Origin of the sequence: Enterococcus sp. DIV0213h (assembly GCF_051711285.1) — a bacterium.
GTDB lineage: Bacteria > Bacillota > Bacilli > Lactobacillales > Enterococcaceae > Enterococcus_D > Enterococcus_D casseliflavus.
In genome coordinates this window covers 2449085-2471010 of sequence record NZ_JBIOMH010000001.1, presented here as the reverse complement: position 1 = coordinate 2471010, position 21926 = coordinate 2449085, and the positions used below count along the sequence as shown (strand labels likewise).

General features: G+C 42.8%; 17 protein-coding genes. 16 read left to right on the top strand and 1 reads right to left on the bottom strand.

The features are described 5' to 3' along the window. The first annotated feature begins 4 nt into the window (after positions 1-4). The 14 genes from IGI77_RS11330 to IGI77_RS11265 all read left to right on the top strand — a co-directional run bounded on the left by IGI77_RS11330 (position 5) and on the right by IGI77_RS11265 (position 16246). Positions 5-1873: a SpaH/EbpB family LPXTG-anchored major pilin gene (locus tag IGI77_RS11330; RefSeq protein WP_438770071.1), complete on the top strand. Its 1869-nt coding sequence runs from the start codon at positions 5-7 to the stop codon at positions 1871-1873. 22 nt (positions 1874-1895) lie between these two features. Further along, entirely contained in the window at positions 1896-2792 is an 897-nt protein-coding gene (locus tag IGI77_RS11325) for a class C sortase (RefSeq protein ID WP_413157461.1), read from the top strand. Positions 2793-3212: 420 nt separating this feature from the next. After that, positions 3213-4079 (top strand): ribosome biogenesis GTPase YlqF, encoded by an 867-nt coding sequence (gene ylqF / locus IGI77_RS11320; RefSeq protein ID WP_005229614.1) that lies wholly within the window; start codon positions 3213-3215, stop codon positions 4077-4079. Continuing rightward, a complete protein-coding gene (locus IGI77_RS11315; protein WP_005229617.1) occupies positions 4063-4827 on the top strand; it encodes a ribonuclease HII in 765 nt (254 codons plus the stop codon). Before ylqF ends, IGI77_RS11315 begins: the two co-directional genes overlap by 17 nt. A 68-nt stretch (positions 4828-4895) precedes the next feature. Next, on the top strand, positions 4896-5774 hold the full coding sequence (dprA, locus tag IGI77_RS11310; protein WP_121260975.1) for a DNA-processing protein DprA: 879 nt from the start codon (positions 4896-4898) through the stop codon (positions 5772-5774). A 142-nt stretch (positions 5775-5916) separates the two neighbouring features. Next, on the top strand, positions 5917-7995 hold the full coding sequence (topA, locus tag IGI77_RS11305; protein WP_325816458.1) for a type I DNA topoisomerase: 2079 nt from the start codon (positions 5917-5919) through the stop codon (positions 7993-7995). A 151-nt stretch (positions 7996-8146) separates the two neighbouring features. Beyond that, positions 8147-9448: an FADH(2)-oxidizing methylenetetrahydrofolate--tRNA-(uracil(54)-C(5))-methyltransferase TrmFO gene (gene trmFO, locus IGI77_RS11300; protein WP_005229622.1), complete on the top strand. Its 1302-nt coding sequence runs from the start codon at positions 8147-8149 to the stop codon at positions 9446-9448. A gap of 119 nt (positions 9449-9567) precedes the next feature. Then, a complete protein-coding gene (locus IGI77_RS11295; RefSeq protein WP_010749390.1) occupies positions 9568-9993 on the top strand; it encodes a hypothetical protein in 426 nt (141 codons plus the stop codon). A gap of 13 nt (positions 9994-10006) precedes the next feature. Beyond that, positions 10007-11443, top strand: coding sequence for a flotillin family protein (locus tag IGI77_RS11290; protein WP_395997796.1), 1437 nt, complete (start codon positions 10007-10009; stop codon positions 11441-11443). 195 nt (positions 11444-11638) lie between these two features. Further along, positions 11639-12577: a tyrosine recombinase XerC gene (xerC, locus tag IGI77_RS11285; RefSeq protein WP_080544137.1), complete on the top strand. Its 939-nt coding sequence runs from the start codon at positions 11639-11641 to the stop codon at positions 12575-12577. Positions 12578-12599: 22 nt separating this feature from the next. Beyond that, a complete protein-coding gene (gene hslV, locus IGI77_RS11280) occupies positions 12600-13142 on the top strand; it encodes an ATP-dependent protease subunit HslV (protein ID WP_005229630.1) in 543 nt (180 codons plus the stop codon). A gap of 14 nt (positions 13143-13156) precedes the next feature. Continuing rightward, positions 13157-14554 carry an ATP-dependent protease ATPase subunit HslU gene (gene hslU, locus IGI77_RS11275; RefSeq protein ID WP_010749393.1) on the top strand — a complete coding sequence of 466 codons (1398 nt, stop codon included), beginning with the start codon at positions 13157-13159 and terminating at the stop codon, positions 14552-14554. 13 nt (positions 14555-14567) lie between these two features. Further along, complete coding sequence (gene codY, locus IGI77_RS11270; RefSeq protein ID WP_005229632.1) at positions 14568-15359, top strand: GTP-sensing pleiotropic transcriptional regulator CodY; 792 nt, start codon at positions 14568-14570, stop codon at positions 15357-15359. An 11-nt stretch (positions 15360-15370) separates the two neighbouring features. After that, a complete protein-coding gene (locus IGI77_RS11265) occupies positions 15371-16246 on the top strand; it encodes an aldose 1-epimerase family protein (RefSeq protein WP_231472636.1) in 876 nt (291 codons plus the stop codon). Positions 16247-16298: 52 nt separating this feature from the next. Here IGI77_RS11265 and plsY read toward each other — a convergent pair whose 3' ends face one another. After that, positions 16299-16937, bottom strand: coding sequence for a glycerol-3-phosphate 1-O-acyltransferase PlsY (gene plsY, locus IGI77_RS11260; RefSeq protein ID WP_015510003.1), 639 nt, complete (start codon positions 16935-16937; stop codon positions 16299-16301). Between the two features lie 284 nt (positions 16938-17221). On the opposite strand from plsY, the gene parE reads away from it, so the two are divergent. Both parE and parC read left to right on the top strand, forming a co-directional pair. Next, on the top strand, positions 17222-19249 hold the full coding sequence (gene parE / locus IGI77_RS11255; RefSeq protein WP_074535153.1) for a DNA topoisomerase IV subunit B: 2028 nt from the start codon (positions 17222-17224) through the stop codon (positions 19247-19249). An 11-nt stretch (positions 19250-19260) separates the two neighbouring features. After that, positions 19261-21723, top strand: coding sequence for a DNA topoisomerase IV subunit A (gene parC / locus IGI77_RS11250; RefSeq protein ID WP_016610800.1), 2463 nt, complete (start codon positions 19261-19263; stop codon positions 21721-21723). The last annotated feature ends 203 nt before the right edge of the window (positions 21724-21926 follow it).

The following is a 21926-nucleotide window of genomic DNA, read 5'->3' as shown; positions in this document are numbered from 1 at the left end:
AACAATGAAAAAGATTTTTAATCATACGAAAATGGTTTGTCTCCTATTTTTACTTCTGCCATTTGTCTTTTTTGGAACGAAAAATCAGCAAGTATCCGCAGAGAGCAATTTGGCACAGGTCCATCTGCATAAAAAGAAAATGGTCAATTTGCCAGGTTCATTGATTCAAAATAGTGGGACTGAGATGGCAGAGTTTGATCAATACCAAGGCTTAGCCGATGTCACTTTTTCTGTCTATGATGTGACCACAGCATTTTATGAAAAACGATCTGCAGGGGCATCCGTTGAAGAAGCGAAGCGTCAAGTCCAAACCTTGACGCCTGGTTCCCCTGTAGCTAGCGGGAAAACAGATGCAGCTGGTGATTTGGTTTTTGAATTGCCGAAAAAACAAGCCGATCGGGATGCAGTTTACACCATTGTAGAAGACCCTAAAGACGGTGTTACCACTGCTGAGAACATGGTGATCGCCTTTCCTGTTTACGAAATGATCCAACAAGCAGACGGGGCGTATGCTTACGGGGAAGAAGAATTAGACACGATTCATCTTTATCCTAAAAATACTGTCACAAATGAAGGAACGCTCCTTGTGAATAAGCGAGGAACGGGGGAAAACGAACCACTGAATGATGCGGAATTTGTCATCTCAAAGCAAGAAGGAAACCAACAGACCAAGAAATATATTTTAAGTGCAGCCGATGGACTTTATACGTGGACGACTGACAAACAAGCAGCGTACCGCTTTTTAACAGGTAAACAATATGCTGCTGGAGAAACGACCATCGATGTTGAAGAAAACCAAAAAGGACAGTTAAAAGTTGAGCAGTTAGAAGCAGGCACCTATCAATTAGAAGAAACGAAAGCCCCAAGTCAAGCCGCCTTGATCGAGCAAGAAACCATCAAGGATTTTTCGATCGCAGCAGGCAATGACGTCACGGTTGAGTTAACAGTCAAGAATGACACGACAAATGTTACCAAAACAACACCACAATTAGACGGCAAAGACGTGGGAATCGGCGAAAGAATTCAATATCACCTAACGGTCAATATCCCATTAGGTATCCAAGACAAAGTAGGAGCAGAAAACAAATACAAACATTTCCAATTGATCGATGCGCACGATCCAGCGTTGACTTTTGAAAACACAGCAGAGGGAGAAACTGGCTATGCGTTGTATGATGGAGAAAAGAAAATCGATTCAACGAACTATCAAGTAGCGGAAAAAGAGCATGGCTTTACGGTAACCATCAATCCAGAATTTGTGCCGCAATTAACGCCAGGAAATCAATTGCGCTTTGTGTATTATATGTATTTAAATGAACAGGCTATGCCTATCAATGGCTTTAAGAATGAAGCAAATGTAGAAACAGATTTCATGACGGATCAAACGCCGCCAAGCGTGGAAGTTTTGACAGGGGGCAAACGCTTCTTAAAAGTCGATGGGGCTGTGACCGCTACCGAAGCGCTGGCAGATGCAGTTTTTGTTGTACGAGATCAAGACCGTGATGATGCCAACTACTTGAAAATCGATGAGGGAACCAAACGGGTATCTTGGGTGCAAACAGCGGATGAAGCGACGAAATTTACCACAGGTACAGATGGATTGGTTGATATCATCGGGTTGAAATTTGGCACGTACTATTTGGAAGAAGTAAAAGCACCGAAAAATTACGTGCTGCTAACAAATCGCATCGCTTTTGAAGTCCATGAAACGTCTTATGGAACGAAAGAGCAATTGGGAGAGCCCGAAAAAGTTCCTAACCGCCGTAAAGGAACCTTACCAGCAACTGGTGGTGTCGGCACGTATTTAATGGGCGCAATCGGAGTGGTGATCGTTGGTTTAGCAGGGGGGTATTTTGTAAAACGAAAAGGATAAGTAAATGAGATGAAAAAGCACGATGAGTATCAGACGAAGAAATAGCGTAAAAGCACCAACTAGAAAAGTAACTTTGTTGGATTTTCTGATGGGTGTTCTGCTGCTGCTAGGGGTTTTGATCATCAGTTATCCTTTTGTAAGTAATCAGCTCAACACGTTTTTGGATCAACAGTTGATCAGTTACTACCAAAGCCAAGCCAAAAAAATGAGTGAAATAGAAAAACAACAAAAAAGGAACCAGTTGGAACGAGCAAATCAAGAGCTAGCACAGCAGCCCAGCAATCCTGGAATCAAAGAAACGCAAGATTTATCAGAAACAAGGGACTCAGAATCAGTTGATACACCTGATTACTATGAACGACATACGATCGGCGTCTTAAAGATCCCCGTGATTGGTGTCGCTCTCCCGATTTTTGATCAAACCACCGATACGTTGTTAAAAAGAGGCGCAACATTATTGGAGGGCGCTTCGTATCCAATAGGTGGTGAAGATACCCATGCGGTTCTTTGTGGGCACCGTGGGTTAACGAGTGCAACGCTCTTTACTGATCTGCCTAAGTTGCAGATCGGTGATGAGTTTTATATCGAAACGTTTGATGATACATTGGCGTATCAAGTAGATCAGATAAAAACGGTCGACCCTGATGATACTCAGGCATTAAAAATTGTGAGAGGCAGCGATTACGTCACGCTGTTGACCTGTACCCCCTATATGGTCAATAGCCATCGTTTATTGGTACGGGGCAAAAGAATTCCTTATGTTGAAGAAAAAGAAACAGCCGCCGCCAAAAAAGCACAGCAACAAAAAGTAGGATTGATGCTAGGCGTGATCACTGTTCTTATCCTCCTCTTGTTGATTAGTAATAGGATTCAGCGGAAAAAACGTCTTCATTCGAATACTTCCATTGATGAAAAGTAAGGATCGTTTGTTTTTCTCACTAAGTAGAAGAAAATGACTTTTTAACCTTAGTCAGAATGAAACATGTCGTGTGAAATATGGTACAATAACTAAGATAAAAGATAGCAAAAAAGCAGTCAGACTATTGTGAGTGTGTTAGGAAAAACCAAAATAAAGCGGTAAGGATGCTTCATTCAACCACTTCCCCAAAATTAAAAGTCAAGGAGCGTTGAAACAAACGCGCTCGAAGCTTTTCCTATGCATCAGGTTGGAAAAAGAACTTTGATCCGCAAACAGTTCAGCTAGTTTGCTGCACTGATGGGTTTTTCAGACTCAAAAAAAGCAAGTAGCCTTCGTTCTTGTCACCTATAGACTACACGAATATAAAAACGACTGTCTTTTTTATCAATTCGAAGAAGTACCAAGGAGGAAAACGTTCAAATGACCATTCAATGGTTTCCAGGCCATATGGCGAAAGCCAGACGTGAAGTAAGTGAAAAATTAAAGTTCGTGGATATCGTTTTTGAACTCGTGGACGCACGCTTGCCGATTTCATCCCGCAATCCCATGTTAGATCAATTATTACAACAAAAACCACGATTGATCTTGATCAATAAAGCGGATCTCGCAGATCCCGTTCAAACCAAAAAATGGGAGCATTATTTCCAAGCACAAGGCTATCTAGCACTGGCAATCAACGCCCAAGACAATCAAGGGGTTAAAGCCATTGTTCCTACAGCAAAACAAGTCTTGAAGGAAAAAATTGCTCGCGACAAAGCGAGAGGCTTGAAGCCTCGTGCGATTCGAGCAATGGTGATCGGCATCCCGAATGTCGGAAAATCGACCTTGATGAACCGCTTAGTAGGGAAGAAAATCGCTCAGACGGGCAATAAACCCGGCGTGACGAAAGGGCAGCAATGGCTGCGTTTTGGGACTGATCTAGAGCTTCTAGATACGCCTGGGATCTTATGGCCAAAATTTGAAGATCCTGAGATCGGCAAGAAGTTGGCATTGACCGGAGCGATCAAAGACCAGCTGATCCATTTGGATGATATTGCATTGTATGGTCTTGATTTTTTTGCCCGCTATTATCCTGAAAGAATCGCGAATCGTTACCAACTAAAAGCGGAAGAAGAGGCGTTGTTAGCGCCCGATCTGTTGATGAAAATCACGGAAAAACGTGGCTATAAAGACAATTACGATCGAGGAAGCGAACTCGTTGTCTTCGACATTCGGCAAGGGAAATTGGGCCGATATACACTAGATCGAGTGGAGGAAATGGAAAGCCAAGATGAAACAACCGATTAAGACAATCAAAGAGCGATTATTTGATCCAGCTTTCAATGACCAAGCGTATTTGCAGGCGCTGCAAGCAGATGAACGAGCGGGGGTCCAAAAGCTGCTGCAACAATATGAGAAACAGCGAGTGAAACACCAGCTATTGCAGGAAAAATACGAAGAAATGATGCGTTTTGAAAACGAAGCATTTCAGCAAGGCGCCCGTTTTATTGCTGGTTTAGATGAAGTGGGGCGCGGACCATTAGCAGGACCCGTTGTGTCAGCTGCGGTCATCTTGCCTAAGGAATGTCAGATCTTAGGTCTAAATGATTCCAAACAGCTTTCTGCCAAGAAAAGAGAAGAGCTGTTTATCGAAATTCAAAACAAAGCCGTTGCTGTCGGTATCGGTGTGGTCAGTCCAGAAGAGATCGATCGGATCAATATCTATCAAGCCAGTCGTCTAGCAATGAAAGAAGCCTTGATCGACTTAGCAGTCAAGCCCGAGTATTTACTGATCGATGCGATGACGATCGATACGGAAATCCCTCAACAAAGCTTGATCAAAGGAGATGCCCGTTCCATTTCCATTGCTGCAGCAAGTATCATCGCCAAGGTATATCGAGACAACTTAATGAAAGATTTTCATGAAGTCTATCCTTTTTATGGGTTTGATCAAAATGCTGGGTATGGAACCAAAGTCCATTTAGAAGGGCTAGCTGCCCACGGAATCTGTCCTATTCATCGAAAAACATTTGCGCCAGTAAAACAATATCTATAAATTTCATCCATCCCTCTTTTTTTAGCGAATCTTATAAGTAAGATTACTAAGAAAAGAGGGCTTTGTTTATGAAGTATCAACAAGCAACAGATTTTGAAAAACAGTTGATAAAACTGTACTACTGTCAGGGAATTGGTCTGCAAGGTTGTTGGAAGATCATTTGGCATTGGTTGGAAACAAAAGAGATGAATTGTTCGCTGGAAGAGATGATTGCCATCGGGGTCCTTCCACAGCACCGTGCGGTTTTTCGGCGATCATGGGAGCGATTGACAGACGAACACATCGCACAAAAGATGGGCGCACAAAACTACCTCACTTTCTTCTCGGCGGAGTATCCGATGCTTTTACGACAAATCGCGGACCCGCCATTGATGCTTTTTTATGAAGGGAATCTGCAATTGCTACAAACGACCATGATTGGCTTTGTTGGTGCAAGAACGGCGTCCTTATACGCACGAAAAGTTTGCGAAAAGCTGATTCCACCTCTAGTGACGGAAAATTATACCATCGTTAGCGGATTGGCCAATGGTGTCGACAGCTTTGCCCATGAATCAGCCATCAGAAATCGTGGACAAACCATTGCTGTGATTGCTTCTGGGATGGACCATTGTTATCCGTCATCTGCCTACCGTTTGTTCCAGCAGATCCGTCAAGAACATCTGGTGCTAAGCGAATATCCGCACGATACCAAACCGCAAAGATACCACTTTCCGCTGCGCAATCGCATTATTGCTGGGATCTCAAAAGGGGTCTGCGTAATTGAAGCCAAGGAAAGAAGCGGTTCTTTGATTACGGCACAGTTAGCGATGGAAAACGGACGAGAAGTTTTTGCAGTGCCTGGTGAAATGATTTCGGATCAGTCAAAAGGTTGTCACCGCTTGATTCAAGATGGTGCAAAATGTACGATTAGCGTGTCGGATATTTTACAAGAGTTAGCCTTTTTTTGATTTTTCCAATCAACCTTCCTTGACAAACCTTTTCTTGAAAGCTATGATAAGCTACGATTTGTATGTTTCATCTGCATACGATAGGTTCACTGATTGATAGAATATAATAGTAGGAAAAATTCAGGAAGGAGCCATTCTTTATATGGCATATAAATATTTAGTAATCGTGGAATCGCCCGCAAAGGCGAAAACCATTGAAAAATACCTTGGACGAAATTACAAAGTCGTCGCAAGTGTCGGTCATATTCGTGATCTCCCTAAAAGTAAGATGGGGATCGATGTCGAAAATGATTATGAGCCTCATTACATTTCGATCCGTGGAAAAGGTGACGTGATCAAAAGTCTCCGTTCTGCTGCGAAAAAAGCTGAAAAAGTCTACCTCGCAAGTGACCCGGATAGAGAAGGAGAAGCTATTGCTTGGCATTTAGCTTTTCTACTTGGACTAGATTTAAAAGATAAAAATCGTGTCGTCTTTAATGAAATCACTAAAGATGCGGTCAAAGCAGCCTTCAAAGAGCCAAGAACGATCGATGTGGATCTCGTCGATGCTCAACAAGCACGGCGGATCTTAGACCGATTAGTCGGGTATTCATTGAGTCCGATCCTTTGGCGCAAAGTCAAAAAAGGGTTAAGTGCTGGACGTGTTCAATCGGTGGCGCTTAAGATCATTATTGATCGTGAAAAAGAGATCCGTGATTTTGTTCCTGAAGAATATTGGAGCATTGATGGAAACTTTAAAAAAGCCACGAAGAAATTCAAAGCCAATTTTTGGGGCTTAGATGGCAAAAAGAAAAAATTACCGAATGCTGAAAGTATTAAAGAAGTCACCGATCGCCTTTCTGGTAGAGACTTTCAAGTGACAAAGGTTGAAAAGAAAGAACGCAAACGGAATCCATCTGCACCATTTACCACCAGTAGTTTGCAACAAGAAGCAGCCCGCAAACTGAATTTTCGAACACGGAAAACCATGATGGTCGCACAGCAGCTCTATGAAGGGATCGCCCTTGGCAAACAAGGGACTGTCGGTTTGATTACCTATATGCGTACCGACTCGACGCGAATCGCTGACACAGCCAAAGGGGAAGCAGCCGAATTTATCGAAAACACCTATGGGTCAGAGTTCTCCGCTCACGGTGGCAAAAAACGCGCCAATGCACAAGGGGCACAGGATGCCCATGAAGCGGTAAGACCGACCAGTGTTTTGCGTACGCCAGAAGCCATGGAGAAATTCTTAGACAAAGACCAATTAAAATTGTATCGCTTGATCTGGTCTCGCTTTGTGGCTAGTCAAATGACGCCTGCTATTTTGGATACGATGAAAGTTACTTTGGATCAAAATGGTGTCATCTTTATTGCCAATGGTTCAAAGATCAAATTCAAAGGATTTATGCAGGTCTATGTGGAAGGTCGCGATGATGGCAAAGAAGACAAAGAGAACATCTTGCCAGAGTTAGTCGAAGGAGATGTCGTTCAATCCGTATCGATCGAACCGAAACAGCATTTCACCCAACCACCTGCTCGTTACAGCGAAGCAACGTTGATCAAAACCCTTGAGGAAAACGGTGTGGGTCGTCCTTCAACCTATGCACCGACGTTAGAAACCATTCAGCGGCGTTATTATGTGAAATTGACGCAAAAACGTTTTGAGCCAACTGAACTTGGTGAGATCGTCAATTCGTTGATCGAGGAATTCTTCCCGCAAATTGTTGATATGCATTTTACTGCTGAAATGGAAAATAGCTTGGATAGCATTGAAGCTGGGAAAGAAGAATGGGTCAAAGTTGTCGATCAGTTTTATCGCCCATTTGAAAAAGAATTGACGACTGCAGAAGAAAGTATCGAAAAAATTCAAATCAAAGATGAACCTGCAGGCTTTGATTGCGATCTTTGTGGTCATCCGATGGTGATCAAATTAGGCCGCTACGGAAAGTTTTATGCTTGCAGTAATTTCCCAGATTGCCGCAACACAAAACCAATCGTGAAAGAAATCGGCGTTGAGTGCCCTGTCTGTCATCAAGGGCAAGTCGTTGAACGCAAATCGAAGAAAAACCGGTTGTTTTATGGTTGTACCCGCTACCCTGAATGTGACTTTACTTCTTGGGACAAACCAGTGGGTCGTAATTGTCCGAAGTGTGATAATTATTTAGTCGAAAAGAAAGTCAAAGGCGGGAAACAAGTCGTTTGTATCAAAGGCGACTATGAAGAAAATGTGCAAAAATAACTAGCAGGATATCCTGTTAAAAAAGAATCGGCGTATTCTCTTGAACGGTCAGCCTCATCGTTGGCTGACAAAAGAAAGCGCCGGTCCTTTTGATTAATACAAGCTGTTTCTTATGAAAAGAGACGAGCTTTTGAAATAAAAGGAGAGCACTATGAAAGAAATCAATGTTATTGGTGCCGGTTTAGCCGGAAGCGAGGCTGCGTGGCAAGCAGCGCAAGCAGGTGTCGCAGTAAATCTTTATGAAATGCGTCCTAAGAAGTCGACAGAAGCCCATCACACAAATAATTTTGCCGAGCTTGTTTGTACCAATTCACTACGAGGCAACAATTTAACGAATGCGGTCGGTGTCTTGAAAGAAGAAATGCGTCGCTTGGATTCAGTGATTATCACTTCTGCAGACAAAACAGCGGTTCCAGCAGGTGGTGCCTTAGCTGTGGATCGCGATGATTTTTCAGAGTTGGTCACCAAACGTGTCAAGGAGCATCCTTTAGTTACAGTCATCGAAGAGGAGATCACTGAAATTCCAGAAGGCATCACTGTGATCGCAACAGGTCCATTGACTTCTGAACCGCTCTCAAAAGCGATCCAAGCGTTTAACGGATCTGAAGGATTTTATTTCTATGATGCCGCAGCTCCAATCGTTGACAAATCAACCATCAATATGGATAAAGTTTATTTGAAATCTCGTTACGATAAAGGTGAAGCAGCCTATCTGAACTGTCCGATGAATGAAGAGGAGTTTTATGCGTTTCGTGAGGCCTTGGTCAATGCAGAGGTGGCTCCTTTGAAAGAATTCGAAAAAGAAAAATTCTTTGAAGGGTGTATGCCGATCGAAGTCATGGCTGGTCGTGGTCCGAAAACCATGTTGTTTGGTCCGATGAAACCAGTTGGGTTAGAAGATCCGAAAACTGGCAAGCGTCCTTACGCAGTGATTCAGCTGCGTCAAGACAATGCGGCGGCTTCTCTTTACAACATCGTTGGCTTTCAAACACATTTGAAATGGGGCGAACAAAAACGGGTATTCCGGATGATCCCTGGCTTGGAAGAGGCTGAATTTGTGCGCTATGGCGTGATGCATCGGAATAGTTTTATGAATTCACCTGAGCTTTTGCAACAAACCTATCAATCGAAAAAACGTGAGGATCTCTTTTTTGCTGGACAAATGACAGGGGTCGAAGGGTATGTGGAAAGTGCAGCCAGCGGGTTGATGGCTGGCATCAACGCTGCCAAACTTGCAAAAGGCGAAGCACCGATCATTATGCCACAAGAAACGACGATTGGTAGTATGGCGTATTATATCACCCATGCTGAAGGCAAACACTTCCAACCAATGAATGCAAACTTTGGGTTGTTGCCAGAACTTCCAGAGCGAATCAGAGACAAGAAATCCCGTTATGAAGCATTGGCAAATCGAGCGTTAGCTGCTTTAGAAAAAGCCAAGGAACAATTATAAGCACGATGATCGAAAACTTTCTTACTGATAATTGGTGAGAAAGTTTTTTTTTAATTTGTCTTGAAACTTTAATCAAGGTGACTTATGATAGACAGTAACAATGACAGAAGGTGGTGAAGATGGTGATCGGAGAATGGATTCATTTGATTCAAAACTATTTACAGCGTTTTCCTACAGTGATCCAATTTTTAGGTTGGCTGATCCTCTTGGTCGGGGTCATTTTCGTTGTCTTTGTTGCATTTAGTTTGCTGTTGGGGCCCTTTATGTGGCTCTACAATCGCATCACAGACAAAAACCGCAGCAATGTCATTAGCCGCAATGAGTTTGTGATCGGCGAACTGACGGAAAAGATTGTCGGAGATACAATCGGCGAAGTCATGGAAATAGGGAGTCAAGGTGCACGTTCTGTTTATCCTGCTCGTTTTTTTCGAGAAGAAGATCGTGAAAACAATGTTCGATTGCCAGTCGGCACCAAAGTCATCATTGTCGATTTTGATAAAAAAGGGATCGCGTTGGTGGTTGAAAGTAAAAATTTTATAGAATAGGAAGTGTTAGGTTATGGTGGATACAGGATCAGCAGTTGATTTTTTAAGTAATCCGATTTTATGGGGCGTTGTCCTCGTAGTTTTATTGATCGCCTTTTTGATGATACGCTACCGAATCGGAAAACCCGATGAAGCGTTGATCGTCACGGGGTCGTTTTTAGGAAAAGAAGGCATCAAGATTTTAAAAAACAGTGGGACGTTTGTGATTCCTATTGTTCAAAAGGCACATAAATTAAGTTTACTGACCCACAAGTTAGAGATTGGGACACCAGAAGTTTATACAGAACAAGGCGTACCGATCAAAGCCAGTGCCACGGTATTAGTGAAAGTCGGCAACAGTACCGAGTCGATCAAGACAGCTGCTGAACAATACTTAGGCAAATCCACTGGTGAACTGGAAGATGAAGCGCAAGAAGTCTTAGAAGGTCACTTACGGGCAATTCTAGGAACGATGACGGTGGAAGCCATCTACAAAAACCGCGATGATTTTGCGGAACAAGTACAAGAAGTTGCCTCTACGGATTTGAAAAAAATGGGGCTGGAGATCGTTTCATTTACGATCAAAGACGTTAGCGACAGCAATGGGTACCTCGATGCTTTAGGGCGTCCCCAGATTGCTGAAGTGAAGAAGAATGCTGAAGTAGCAGAATCCAATGCCTTAAGAGAAACGCGGATCAAGCAAGCCGAGAATGAACAGTTGGCACAGCATGAAGAGATCCGTCGCCAAACAGAAATCGCAGAAGCGACAAAAGATATGGCATTGAAACAAGCGCAGTACAAACAAGAACGTGAAGTTGCGGATGCGAAAGCAGAGCAAATCGCGGTCGGTGAGCAAATGAAAGTACAATTGATCGAGCAAGAAAAAAATATTGAGATTCAAGAGAAACAAGCGGAATTGACAGAAAAAGAATTGAATGCAACTGTCCGTAAAAAAGCCGAAGCAGATAAATATGTCGTTGAACAAAACGCATTAGCAGACAAAGCACGTGAAATCGCCCGAGCACAAGCCGAAGCGGAAAAAGTCAAATTGGCTGCACAAGCGGAAGCGGAACGAATTGAAAAATTAGGTAGTGCCGATGCGGAACGAATCGCAAAAGTCGGTCAAGCCGAAGCGGAAAGCCGAGAAAAAATGGCGATCGCTTTGACCAAGCTGAACGAAGCTGGTATTTTGATGGAATTTATCAAAGTGCTACCTGAAATTGCGAAAGAAGTCAATGCACCCCTTAGCAATATCGATAAAGTGGTCAGCTTTGGCGGCAACGATGGGCTCCAATCAATGGGAGAAGCTGGCTTAGCTCGAACCTTTGATACGATCAAAGAAACCACCGGATTAGACTTAGTGGCGTTGATCAATGACACCATGTCCACAAAACAAGGAAACAAAGAGCTAGTTCAGGCTGTTTCACAAAGCAATGGTTCGCCTCAGCCAGCAACGGAGCGGATCGAATAAAAGGAAATAAATGGAAACGTACCAGTCCCTCTCTATTTTGAGAAAGGGACGGGTACGTTTTTATGGCTCTTTTGAGTGATCTTTCTGAAGAATGATAAGAATCTTACGAAGATTCTTAGAAAATTTTCACAATTATGTCTAAACTTTGAAATATTGATTAAATTCTGACAATTCATTTGTTTTTTTTTGTGGTCTATGCTAAAGTTATTTCGAATCATGAAAAGGGGGGTTACTTTGCAAACGGATCAATTACAAGAAGAGTTTTTTCGTTATCTTATTGTTGAAAGAGGGTATTCGGAAAAGACAAAAAAAGCGTATCAAGAAGATATGAACGATTTTTTTCACTTCTTGAAAGAGTCTGGCAATGAAGACCCGTTAGCGGTGGAGTATCGTGATGTTCGTGTCTATTTGAGCTACTTGACGGAACGAGGGTATAGCCGTAATTCCATCAGTCGGAAAATGGCTAGCTTGCGTTCATTCTACCAATTTCTAACCAAGCATGAGATCGTCAAAGAGAATCCCTTCGCCTACATTCATTTAAAAAAGAAAAACGCTAAATTGCCGCGTTTTTTTTATGAAAAGGAAATGGATGCTCTTTTTCAAAGTGTCGCTGGTGATGAGCCATTACAACAGCGCAATCAAGCATTGTTAGAAGTCCTTTACGGTTCAGGTCTGCGGGTCAGCGAGTGTAGCAGTCTGACGCTGGGCGCGATCGATTGGGAAAGCGGCGTTTTGCTGATCCACGGAAAAGGCAACAAAGATCGCTATGTTCCTTTCGGCAGTTACGCACAAGCGGCAGTCAAGCGCTATCTTTCCTCAGGACGCAAGCAACTGATGGAAAAGCAGAACAAGGAACACGAGGTTCTCTTCGTGAATCATCTAGGTGATGGGATCACTGCAACAGGGATCGAGTATGTGTTGAATCAAATCATCCGAAAAAGCAGTTTAGATAGTAAAATCCATCCTCATATGCTGCGGCATACGTTTGCGACCCATCTATTAAACAACGGCGCCGATATGCGGACCGTTCAAGAATTGTTGGGGCATGCCAATCTATCTACGACACAGATCTATGCGCATGTCACCAAAGACAGTTTACAAAAAAATTATCGCCAATTTCATCCACGTGCGTAAAATTGGTACAGGAGGAACGTAAATGAAGTCAGAATTTCATTCAACCACCATCTGTGCGGTTGAAAAAGATGGCAAGTTTGCCATGGCTGGTGACGGTCAAGTAACGATGGGAGAACAGGTCGTTATGAAAGGAACCGCTCGGAAAGTCCGTCGAATTTACAACGGTGAAGTGATCGTTGGCTTTGCCGGTAGTGTGGCAGATGCCTTTACCTTGGAAGAAAAATTTGAAGGAAAACTCAATGAATACAACGGAAACTTGCAACGAGCTGCAGTAGAATTGGCACAAGAATGGCGGACGCAGCAATCGATGCAAAAATTAGAGGCGATGCTGATCGTCATGAATGACAAGGAGATGCTCTTAGTCTCAGGGACAGGTGAGGTCATTTCGCCAGATGAAGGGATTTTAGCTATCGGTTCAGGTGGAAACTATGCCTTGGCGGCAGCCCGTGCGATGAAACGTTATGGCGGTGAACTATCTGCCAAAGAAATCGCTGAAGGTGCCTTGAATATCGCAGCAGACATTTGTGTCTTTACGAATCACAATATCATTGTAGAAGAGTTTTAAAGAGGGATGACGATATGACAAACCAAAACAAATCACCACGAGAGATCGTGAAAGAATTAGATGAATACATCGTTGGACAAACCAATGCCAAAAAATCCGTGGCGGTTGCATTAAGAAATCGTTACCGCCGACTGCAATTAGATGAAAAAATGCAGCAAGATGTCACACCAAAAAATATTTTGATGATTGGACCAACGGGTGTTGGGAAAACGGAAATTGCGCGACGGTTAGCGAAAATCGTTGATGCGCCTTTTGTTAAGCTAGAAGCAACGAAATTCACAGAAGTCGGTTATGTCGGTCGAGACGTAGAATCGATGGTTCGTGACCTTGTAGAAAACGCGATCCAAATCGTGAAAAAAGAACAATATAAAAACGTACGCATCCAAGCGGAGAAAAAAGCCAATCGTCGTTTAGTAAAAGTCTTAGTTCCTGGTATTAAAAAGGAACAGAAAAAGAACACCAATCCTTATGAACAAATGATGAATATGTTCAACGCCGCACAACAACCAGAAGAACCAAAAGAAGAATTGACAGATGAGATTCGCAGCAATCGCCAAGCAATTTTCGAACAATTAGAAAAAGGCCTTTTGGATAACCGAGAAGTGACGATCCAAGTCGATGAACCGAAAAATCAAGCGCCAATGATGAACAATGGCTTAGAACAAATGGGCATTGATTTGAATGAAACATTAGGTGCATTGAAACCGCAAAAGAAAATTGAACGCACAGTAACCGTGAAAGAAGCGCGAGAATTGTTAATTCAAGAAGAATCCTCCAAACTGGTCAACGACGCGGATATTCATAGCGAAGCATTACGTTTGGCGGAATCTAGCGGCATCATTTTTCTTGATGAAATCGACAAAGTATCTTCGAAATCGCAGCAATCAGGAGAAGTTTCTCGTGAAGGGGTGCAAAGAGATATCTTGCCGATCGTTGAAGGCTCACAAGTCAATACGAAATATGGAACGTTGCAAACCGACCATATTCTCTTTATCGCTTCAGGCGCATTCCATCTATCGAAACCAAGCGATTTGATCCCTGAGTTGCAAGGGCGTTTCCCGATCCGCGTGGAGCTGGATGACTTGACGAAGGAAGACTTTGTTAAAATTTTAACGGAACCAAACAATGCCTTAGTCAAACAATACGTTGCCTTGTTAGGAACCGAGAATGTCAAAGTGGTCTTTACGATGGAAGCCATCGAAAAAATTGCCGAAATCGCGTATCAAGTGAATCGCGATACCGACAATATCGGAGCCCGTCGTTTGCATACGATCCTAGAGAAACTACTTGAAGATCTATTGTTTGAAGCATCTGAGATGCAAATGGGTGAAATCACGATCACAGAAGCGTATGTGGAAGAAAAACTTGCGTCAATCGCAAAAGATGAAGACTTAAGCCGGTATATTTTATAAAGGGAGCGGACCAATGAAAACATTATTAGAAAAGACAAGACAAATCAACGAATTATTGCAACAAAAAAACACCTTTAATTTAGCTTCTGATTTGCCTTACGACAAAATGGCTGTCATTTTAGGAAACATCCTAGACAGCAATGCGTATATTATTAGCGTCGATGGTAGCGTGTTAGGTTTTGTTGAGAACCATGATGTCAATAATGAACGCATCAAAAAAATGTTTGTCGAAAAACAGTTTCCTAAAAATTATACAGATTTAGTCGATCACCTGACTTCCACAGAAGCCAATGTGCCGATCAGTGACGATATGACGGCTTTTCCTGTGGAAGGCCGAGAGCTGTATCCCAACGGACTAACAACCATCGTACCAATCTACGGTGCAGGAGAACGCTTAGGGACGATCATTCTTTCCAGAATCGATACATCCTTTGATGATGATGATTTGGTATTAGCGGAATATAGTGCGACGGTTGTTGGTATGCAATTCTTGTACCAAAAATCCCGTAGTATCGAAGAAGATGTTCGCAGTACCACAGCTGTTCAAATGGCGATCAACACGCTTTCTTATAGTGAGCTAAAAGCTGTTCAAGCAATTTTTGAGGCATTAGAAGGAGACGAAGGTCGTTTGACCGCATCAAGTATCGCTGACCGTATCGGCATCACCCGTTCGGTGATCGTGAACGCTTTGCGTAAATTAGAGTCTGCCGGTATTATTGAATCCCGCTCTTTGGGGATGAAAGGCACCTATTTAAAAGTGCTTAACAGCCGCTTTAAAGAGGAATTGACGAAACATCAATATTAGGAGATGAGACCATGACAGTTACCATCACGGCCGGTCATCTGCAAGCAAAAATTGCAGAAAAAGGGGCTGAGCTGCAAAGCTTAGTCGATACGAGCAATGACCTTGAATATATTTGGCAAGCTGATCCAAACCACTGGGGAAAGCATGCACCGATCTTATTTCCGATCGTGGGTGCGTTAAAAGAGGACACCTATCAACATGAGGGCAAGAGTTATCATTTGCCTCGTCATGGATTTGCCAGAGACATGTTATTTACTGTCGTAGAACAACGCACAGATTACGCTTTGTTTTTACTAGAAAGTTCGACTGAAACCAAAGCAAAGTATCCGTTTGATTTTCAGCTGTATGTCAGTTATGAATTAGGCGGTGATGGCTTAGTCGTCAAATACCAAGTGAAGAATAGCGGTCAAAAAGAACTATTCTTCTCCATTGGTGGACACCCTGCATTCAACGTCCCACTTGAAAAAGGGCTGACTTTTGAAGACTATTATCTTTCTTTTTCTCCAAAGAAATCACGGGTGAAATTGCCGTTAAAAGGCAACTATATTGATTATGAGCAACGCACACTCGGTCAAACGAATACGGATCTACGCTTGACCCATGACATGTTTGCAAATGATGCGCTAGTTTATGAAACGAAAGGATTACATTCCTACTCGATTCGCAGTGAAAAATCGCCTCATAGTGTCACGTTAAGCTACAATAATATGCCGTATGTCGGTTTTTGGTCCACGTATCCAGTGAAATCGCCATTTCTATGTATTGAACCATGGTGCGGCATCGCAGATACGCTAGAAGCCTCCGGTGAGCTGTCAGAAAAGCTGGGGATTCAAGCACTTCCACCTGACGAACTATTTGAAACAAAGTATTCCATTACAGTTAAATAAACGTATGAAAAAAGAAGCTGGGAAAAGCGCAATGACTTTTCTCAGCTTCTGCTTATTTGTTCGTTTGACCCTTATTCAGTCCAAAGGGTACCCGACTTTCGGTCCCATCTTTGATGCGGGTAATGTTTTCACGATGGCGAATAAAGATAAAAATCGTTACGCCGATCGCAATGAAGGTCAGCAGCCAATTTTGCTCAGGCAAGATCGCAGGTGCGATAAAAGGCAAGACGATCGTCGATAAGGTGATCAAACACGCCGCGATCATACTGGTCAGGCTCACCATACTTGTCACATAAAGACAGATAACGAAAATCAATGAAGAATAAATGAAAAAGAGCGGATTGTATCCTAAGAGCATCCCAGCACTTGTCGCCACTGCTTTGCCGCCTTTAAATTTGGCAAAGATCGGGAAGGTATGACCTAAGATCGCACAGACCCCAAACCAGAGCGGATTGACAGTATGGAGACCAAAGATGACTGGCAAGCTGGTCGCCAAAGTTCCTTTTAAGATATCCATCAATAAAACAACGATGCCGGCTTTTTTTCCTAAGACGCGAAATGTATTGGTCGTTCCCGTATTGCCGCTGCCGAATTGGCGAATATCTTTTTTGAAAAACAGTTGGCCAATCCAAACACCAGAGGGGATCGAACCTAAAAGGTAAGCAACAATAAATAAAAGAATCGTATTCATAATAACCAACTTTCTTTGCAAGGCTAGGGCAATTTTAGCATGAAAACGCCTTTCCAACAATAAGAAAATCTTTCGCTGGTCAGACAAAGAAGAAAAACAGCTTTTCTCAGAGCTGTGAAACACAAACAAGCCATTTTGCGACTCTAGCTTGTGCAAACAAAGGAAAAAGGATAAGATAGTTTAGAAAAATGTTCGCTTGAAAAAAGCGTATTTTGTGTTAAGATTTTTTTTGCAGTCCTTTCAGCATTAGAAAAGGACTGATCAAGATTAAAGGAGCGGTGGGTTTGGCAAAGAAAACCACAGAATATAATGATGCTTCCATTCAGGTCTTAGAGGGTCTGGAAGCAGTAAGAAAACGACCAGGAATGTATATCGGCTCGACCGATAGCCGCGGCTTGCACCACTTAGTGTATGAAATCGTCGATAATGCGGTTGATGAGGCACTCTCAGGATACGGCAATGAAATCGATGTTACGATCCATAAAGACAATAGTATCAGTGTTCGAGACAATGGTCGGGGAATGCCGGTCGGGACACATGCATCTGGAATCCCAACTGTTGAAGTGATCTTCACCGTGTTACATGCTGGCGGAAAGTTTGGCCAAGGCGGCTACAAAACTTCTGGCGGCCTTCATGGGGTTGGTGCCAGTGTTGTAAATGCCTTATCCAGCTGGCTAGAAGTGGTCATCGTTCGAGACGGTATCGAATACAAACAGAGCTTCAAAGACGGCGGGAAACCAGCAGGTACTTTGAAAAAAATCGGCAAAACCCGTAAACCAACGGGAACAACCGTTACGTTCAAACCAGACGATACAATCTTTTCTGCAACCAAATTCTCCTATGAGATTCTCGCTGAACGTTTGAGAGAATCAGCGTTCTTGTTGAAAGGGGTCAAAATCTCCCTGACGGACGAACGTGGGGAAGAACCGATTCATGAAGTCTTTTTATATGAGGAAGGCATCAAAGAATTTGTTGATTATTTAAATGAAGAAAAAGATACCTTGACCCAAGTGGTTTATTTTTCTGGCACGAAAGAAGCCATCGAAGTAGAGCTTGCCTTTCAATACAATGATGGGTATTCAGAAAACGTCTTGTCCTTTGTCAACAATGTACGTACCAAAGATGGCGGTACCCATGAAGTTGGGATGAAGACGTCAATGACCAAAGCCTTCAATGAGTATGCCCGCAAGGTCAATTTGTTGAAGGAAAAAGATAAGAACCTTGAAGGCAGTGATTTCCGTGAAGGGTTAGCGGCAGTTCTGTCGATCCGCGTGCCAGAAAATCTTTTGCAATTTGAAGGACAGACCAAAGGGAAATTAGGGACACCCTTAGCAAGAAATGCGGTAGACAATGTGATTGGTGAGCAGCTAGGCTATTATCTACAAGAAAACAGTGAAATGAGTCAAATGCTGGTTCGTAAAGCGATCAAGGCAAGAGAGGCCCGTGAAGCTGCCAGAAAGGCGAGAGAAGAAAGCCGTACTGGAAAGAAACGCAAAAAAGGCGAGTCACTGCTTTCTGGTAAATTAACACCTGCGCAATCTCGTAATCCTAAGAAAAATGAATTGTATTTGGTGGAGGGGGATTCTGCGGGTGGTTCAGCAAAGCAAGGACGAGACCGCAAGTTCCAAGCCATCTTGCCATTGCGAGGCAAAGTCATCAATACTGAAAAAGCCAAGATGCAGGATATTTTGAAAAATGAAGAAATCAATACGATGATCTATACTATCGGTGCCGGTGTTGGCCCAGAGTTTTCAATTGAAGACTGCAACTATGATAAAGTGATCATCATGACCGATGCGGATACCGATGGGGCGCACATCCAAGTGCTGCTTTTAACCTTTTTCTACCGGTATATGAAACCTTTGATCGAAGCGGGGAAAGTATACATTGCTTTGCCGCCTCTGTACAAAGTGTCAAAAGGGTTAGGGAAAAAAGCAGTAGTCGAATACGCTTGGACCGATGATGAACTAAGCAAACTGACCCAAAAAATCGGCAAAGGCTATCTCCTACAGCGCTACAAAGGGTTAGGAGAAATGAATGCCGACCAATTGTGGGAAACGACCATGGACCCAGAAACGCGGACACTGATTCGGGTACGGATCGATGATGCTGCCCAAGCAGAACGTCGCGTCACCACTTTGATGGGGGACAAGGTAGAACCTCGTCGGAAGTGGATCGAAAGTCATGTTCAATTTAGTTTAGAAGAAGATGGCAGTATTTTGGATAAAAAAGAAGATACGGTACCTGAATTAGTTGATGAAAAATTAATGGATACCGAACAAGCAGACAGCAAACAGTTAGTTAAGGAATAGGAGGTGGTCTCTTGGAACACAAAAGCAATATACAAGAATTGACATTGGAAGAAGTGATGGGAGATCGCTTCGGTCGATATTCCAAATACATTATTCAAGAACGGGCATTGCCAGATATTCGTGATGGGTTAAAACCGGTTCAGCGACGGATTTTATTTGCCATGAACCAAGACGGCAATACCTATGACAAAGGCTTCCGCAAATCAGCAAAATCTGTCGGAAATATCATGGGGAATTTTCACCCCCATGGGGACTCGAGTATCTATGAAGCAATGGTCCGCATGAGTCAAGACTGGAAGCTACGTCAGATTTTGATTGAAATGCACGGGAACAACGGGAGTATGGATGGTGATCCGCCAGCTGCCATGCGTTATACGGAAGCACGGCTTTCGGAATTAAGTGGTGAGCTATTAAAAGATATTGAAAAAAACACCGTGGAATTAGTTTGGAACTTTGATGATACTGAAAAAGAACCAACTGTTCTACCAGCAAAATACCCGAATCTGTTAGTCAATGGCTCAACTGGGATCTCAGCTGGTTATGCAACAGAGATCCCTACCCACAATTTAGGGGAAATCATCGATGGAACGATCTATTTGATCGACCATCCGCAAGCTTCTTTGGATCAGCTGATGAAGTACATTCCTGGCCCTGATTTTCCAACAGGGGGTATTTTACAAGGGAAAGAAGAAATCAAAAAAGCGTATGAAACAGGCAAAGGCAAAGTGATCCTGCGTTCGAAAACCAAGATCGAAGACATCAAAGGCGGCAAACAGCAAATCGTCATCAATGAGATCCCGTATGAGGTCAATAAAGCCAACTTAGTCAAAAAAATGGATGAGATCCGTTTGAATAAACGCATTGATGGGATTGCTGAAGTACGAGATGAAACAGATCGTACTGGACTACAGATTGTTGTCGAGCTGAAAAAAGAGGCAAATGCGCAAGGGATTTTAAATTATTTATTTAAGAATACCGAATTGCAGATCAACTACAACTTCAACATGGTGGCAATCGACAATATGCGTCCTCAGCAAGTCGGATTAAAGCGGATTTTAGAAAGCTACATCAAACATCGCCGTGAAGTGATCGAAAAACGCAGTCGTTTTGAGCTGCAAAAAGCGCAAAAAAGACAGCATATCGTTGATGGGCTGATCAAAGCTTTGTCGATCCTTGATGAGGTGATCGCTACCATTCGCGGTAGTAAAGACAAAAAAGATGCCAAAAATAATCTGGTGGTTCAACATGGTTTTACCGAAGAACAAGCAGAAGCCATTGTGAACTTACAGTTGTATCGCTTGACCAATACGGACATTACACAATTGCAAGCAGAAGCAAAAGAACTTGCAGAAACGATCGCTGAATTGACAACGATTTTGAATGAAGAAAATGAATTGCTGAAAGTGATCAAGAAAGAACTGCGAGAGATCAAGAAAAAATATACGACGCCGCGGTTGACTGAGATCGAAGCAGAAATTCAAGAAATCAAGATCGAAACACAAGTCTTGGTCGCCCAAGAAGAAGTCGTCGTGACGGTCACAAGAGACGGCTATGTCAAACGCAGCAGCTTGCGTTCTTACGGTGCTTCAAAACCAGAAGAGATCGGCATGAAAGAAGGTGACTCTTTACTTTACAGTAATCAAATGAACACGTTGGATCACCTGTTGTTGGTTACTAATAAAGGGAACACGATCTATCGACCGGTCCATGAATTACCTGATTTAAAATGGAAAGATTTAGGAGAACATATTTCGCAAACAGTCATGACACTGGCGCAAGATGAAATGATCATTGGGGTCTTTGCGTACAAAGAGATCGATCCATTGAAAAATTTCGTGCTGATCAGTAAAAACGGTATGATCAAACAGACACGAATGACGGAATTTGAACCTTGGCGCACCTATAAAACACGGCCAATGACGATTATGAAGCTGAAAGATGAATCAGATGAATTGGTCAACGTCTTTTTGACGGATCAAACGGAAGAAATGGATGTATTCTTAGTCAGTCATCTTGCCTTTGGCTTACGCTACCCGCTTAATGAAGTGCCTGTCGTGGGACCAAAAGCAGCTGGGGTCAAAGCGATGAACCTTAAAGCGGATGATTATCTTATCAATGGGTTGCTCGTTTATTCCGAAGGGGATACACCGATCGTTTTGATCACCCAACGTGGCGCAGCAAAACGAATGTTGGCTCAAGAAATCAACCAATTAGGTCGGGCGAAGCGCGGATTGATGGTCTTGCGGGAATTGAAGAAAAATCCTCATCGCGTCGTCTATATGGGCAGTGGGGAAAATCAGCAACTGCTAGTGACGAATCAAAAAGGACAATCCTTTGAAGTGATCACCAACCAAATCCCGATCAATGATCGGACCTCCAACGGCTCATTTATCATGGATGAGAAAACAGGGGGACAAATCTACGAAGTGAAAACCCAAATCAGTCCTGCAATCGCAGAGGATTCTGTACTATAAATTATAACAAAGCAACCCTTCTGTACCAGTACAGAAGGGTTGCTTTTTGTCTCATAATTAATCTTTCACATTAACGAAAAAGGTACTTTAATAAAAGTTTCACATTTATTAAACACCTATAAATCAACGTTTTTAGTAATTAATATCTTAAAAAAAAATAAATTGTTAAAAATAATTCTTGAAAATGCTTGCAATCATTAAGG

Bases quoted from the DNA above. Each gene is read 5' to 3' on its own strand.
- IGI77_RS11330 (WP_438770071.1), top strand. From the start codon at position 5: ATGAAAAAGATTTTTAATCATACGAAAATGGTTTGTCTCCTATTTTTA.
- IGI77_RS11325 (WP_413157461.1), top strand. From the start codon at position 1,896: ATGAGTATCAGACGAAGAAATAGCGTAAAAGCACCAACTAGAAAAGTA.
- ylqF (WP_005229614.1), top strand. From the start codon at position 3,213: ATGACCATTCAATGGTTTCCAGGCCATATGGCGAAAGCCAGACGTGAA.
- IGI77_RS11315 (WP_005229617.1), top strand. From the start codon at position 4,063: ATGAAACAACCGATTAAGACAATCAAAGAGCGATTATTTGATCCAGCT.
- dprA (WP_121260975.1), top strand. From the start codon at position 4,896: ATGAAGTATCAACAAGCAACAGATTTTGAAAAACAGTTGATAAAACTG.
- topA (WP_325816458.1), top strand. From the start codon at position 5,917: ATGGCATATAAATATTTAGTAATCGTGGAATCGCCCGCAAAGGCGAAA.
- trmFO (WP_005229622.1), top strand. From the start codon at position 8,147: ATGAAAGAAATCAATGTTATTGGTGCCGGTTTAGCCGGAAGCGAGGCT.
- IGI77_RS11295 (WP_010749390.1), top strand. From the start codon at position 9,568: ATGGTGATCGGAGAATGGATTCATTTGATTCAAAACTATTTACAGCGT.
- IGI77_RS11290 (WP_395997796.1), top strand. From the start codon at position 10,007: ATGGTGGATACAGGATCAGCAGTTGATTTTTTAAGTAATCCGATTTTA.
- xerC (WP_080544137.1), top strand. From the start codon at position 11,639: ATGCTAAAGTTATTTCGAATCATGAAAAGGGGGGTTACTTTGCAAACG.
- hslV (WP_005229630.1), top strand. From the start codon at position 12,600: ATGAAGTCAGAATTTCATTCAACCACCATCTGTGCGGTTGAAAAAGAT.
- hslU (WP_010749393.1), top strand. From the start codon at position 13,157: ATGACAAACCAAAACAAATCACCACGAGAGATCGTGAAAGAATTAGAT.
- codY (WP_005229632.1), top strand. From the start codon at position 14,568: ATGAAAACATTATTAGAAAAGACAAGACAAATCAACGAATTATTGCAA.
- IGI77_RS11265 (WP_231472636.1), top strand. From the start codon at position 15,371: ATGACAGTTACCATCACGGCCGGTCATCTGCAAGCAAAAATTGCAGAA.
- plsY (WP_015510003.1), bottom strand. From the start codon at position 16,937: ATGAATACGATTCTTTTATTTATTGTTGCTTACCTTTTAGGTTCGATC.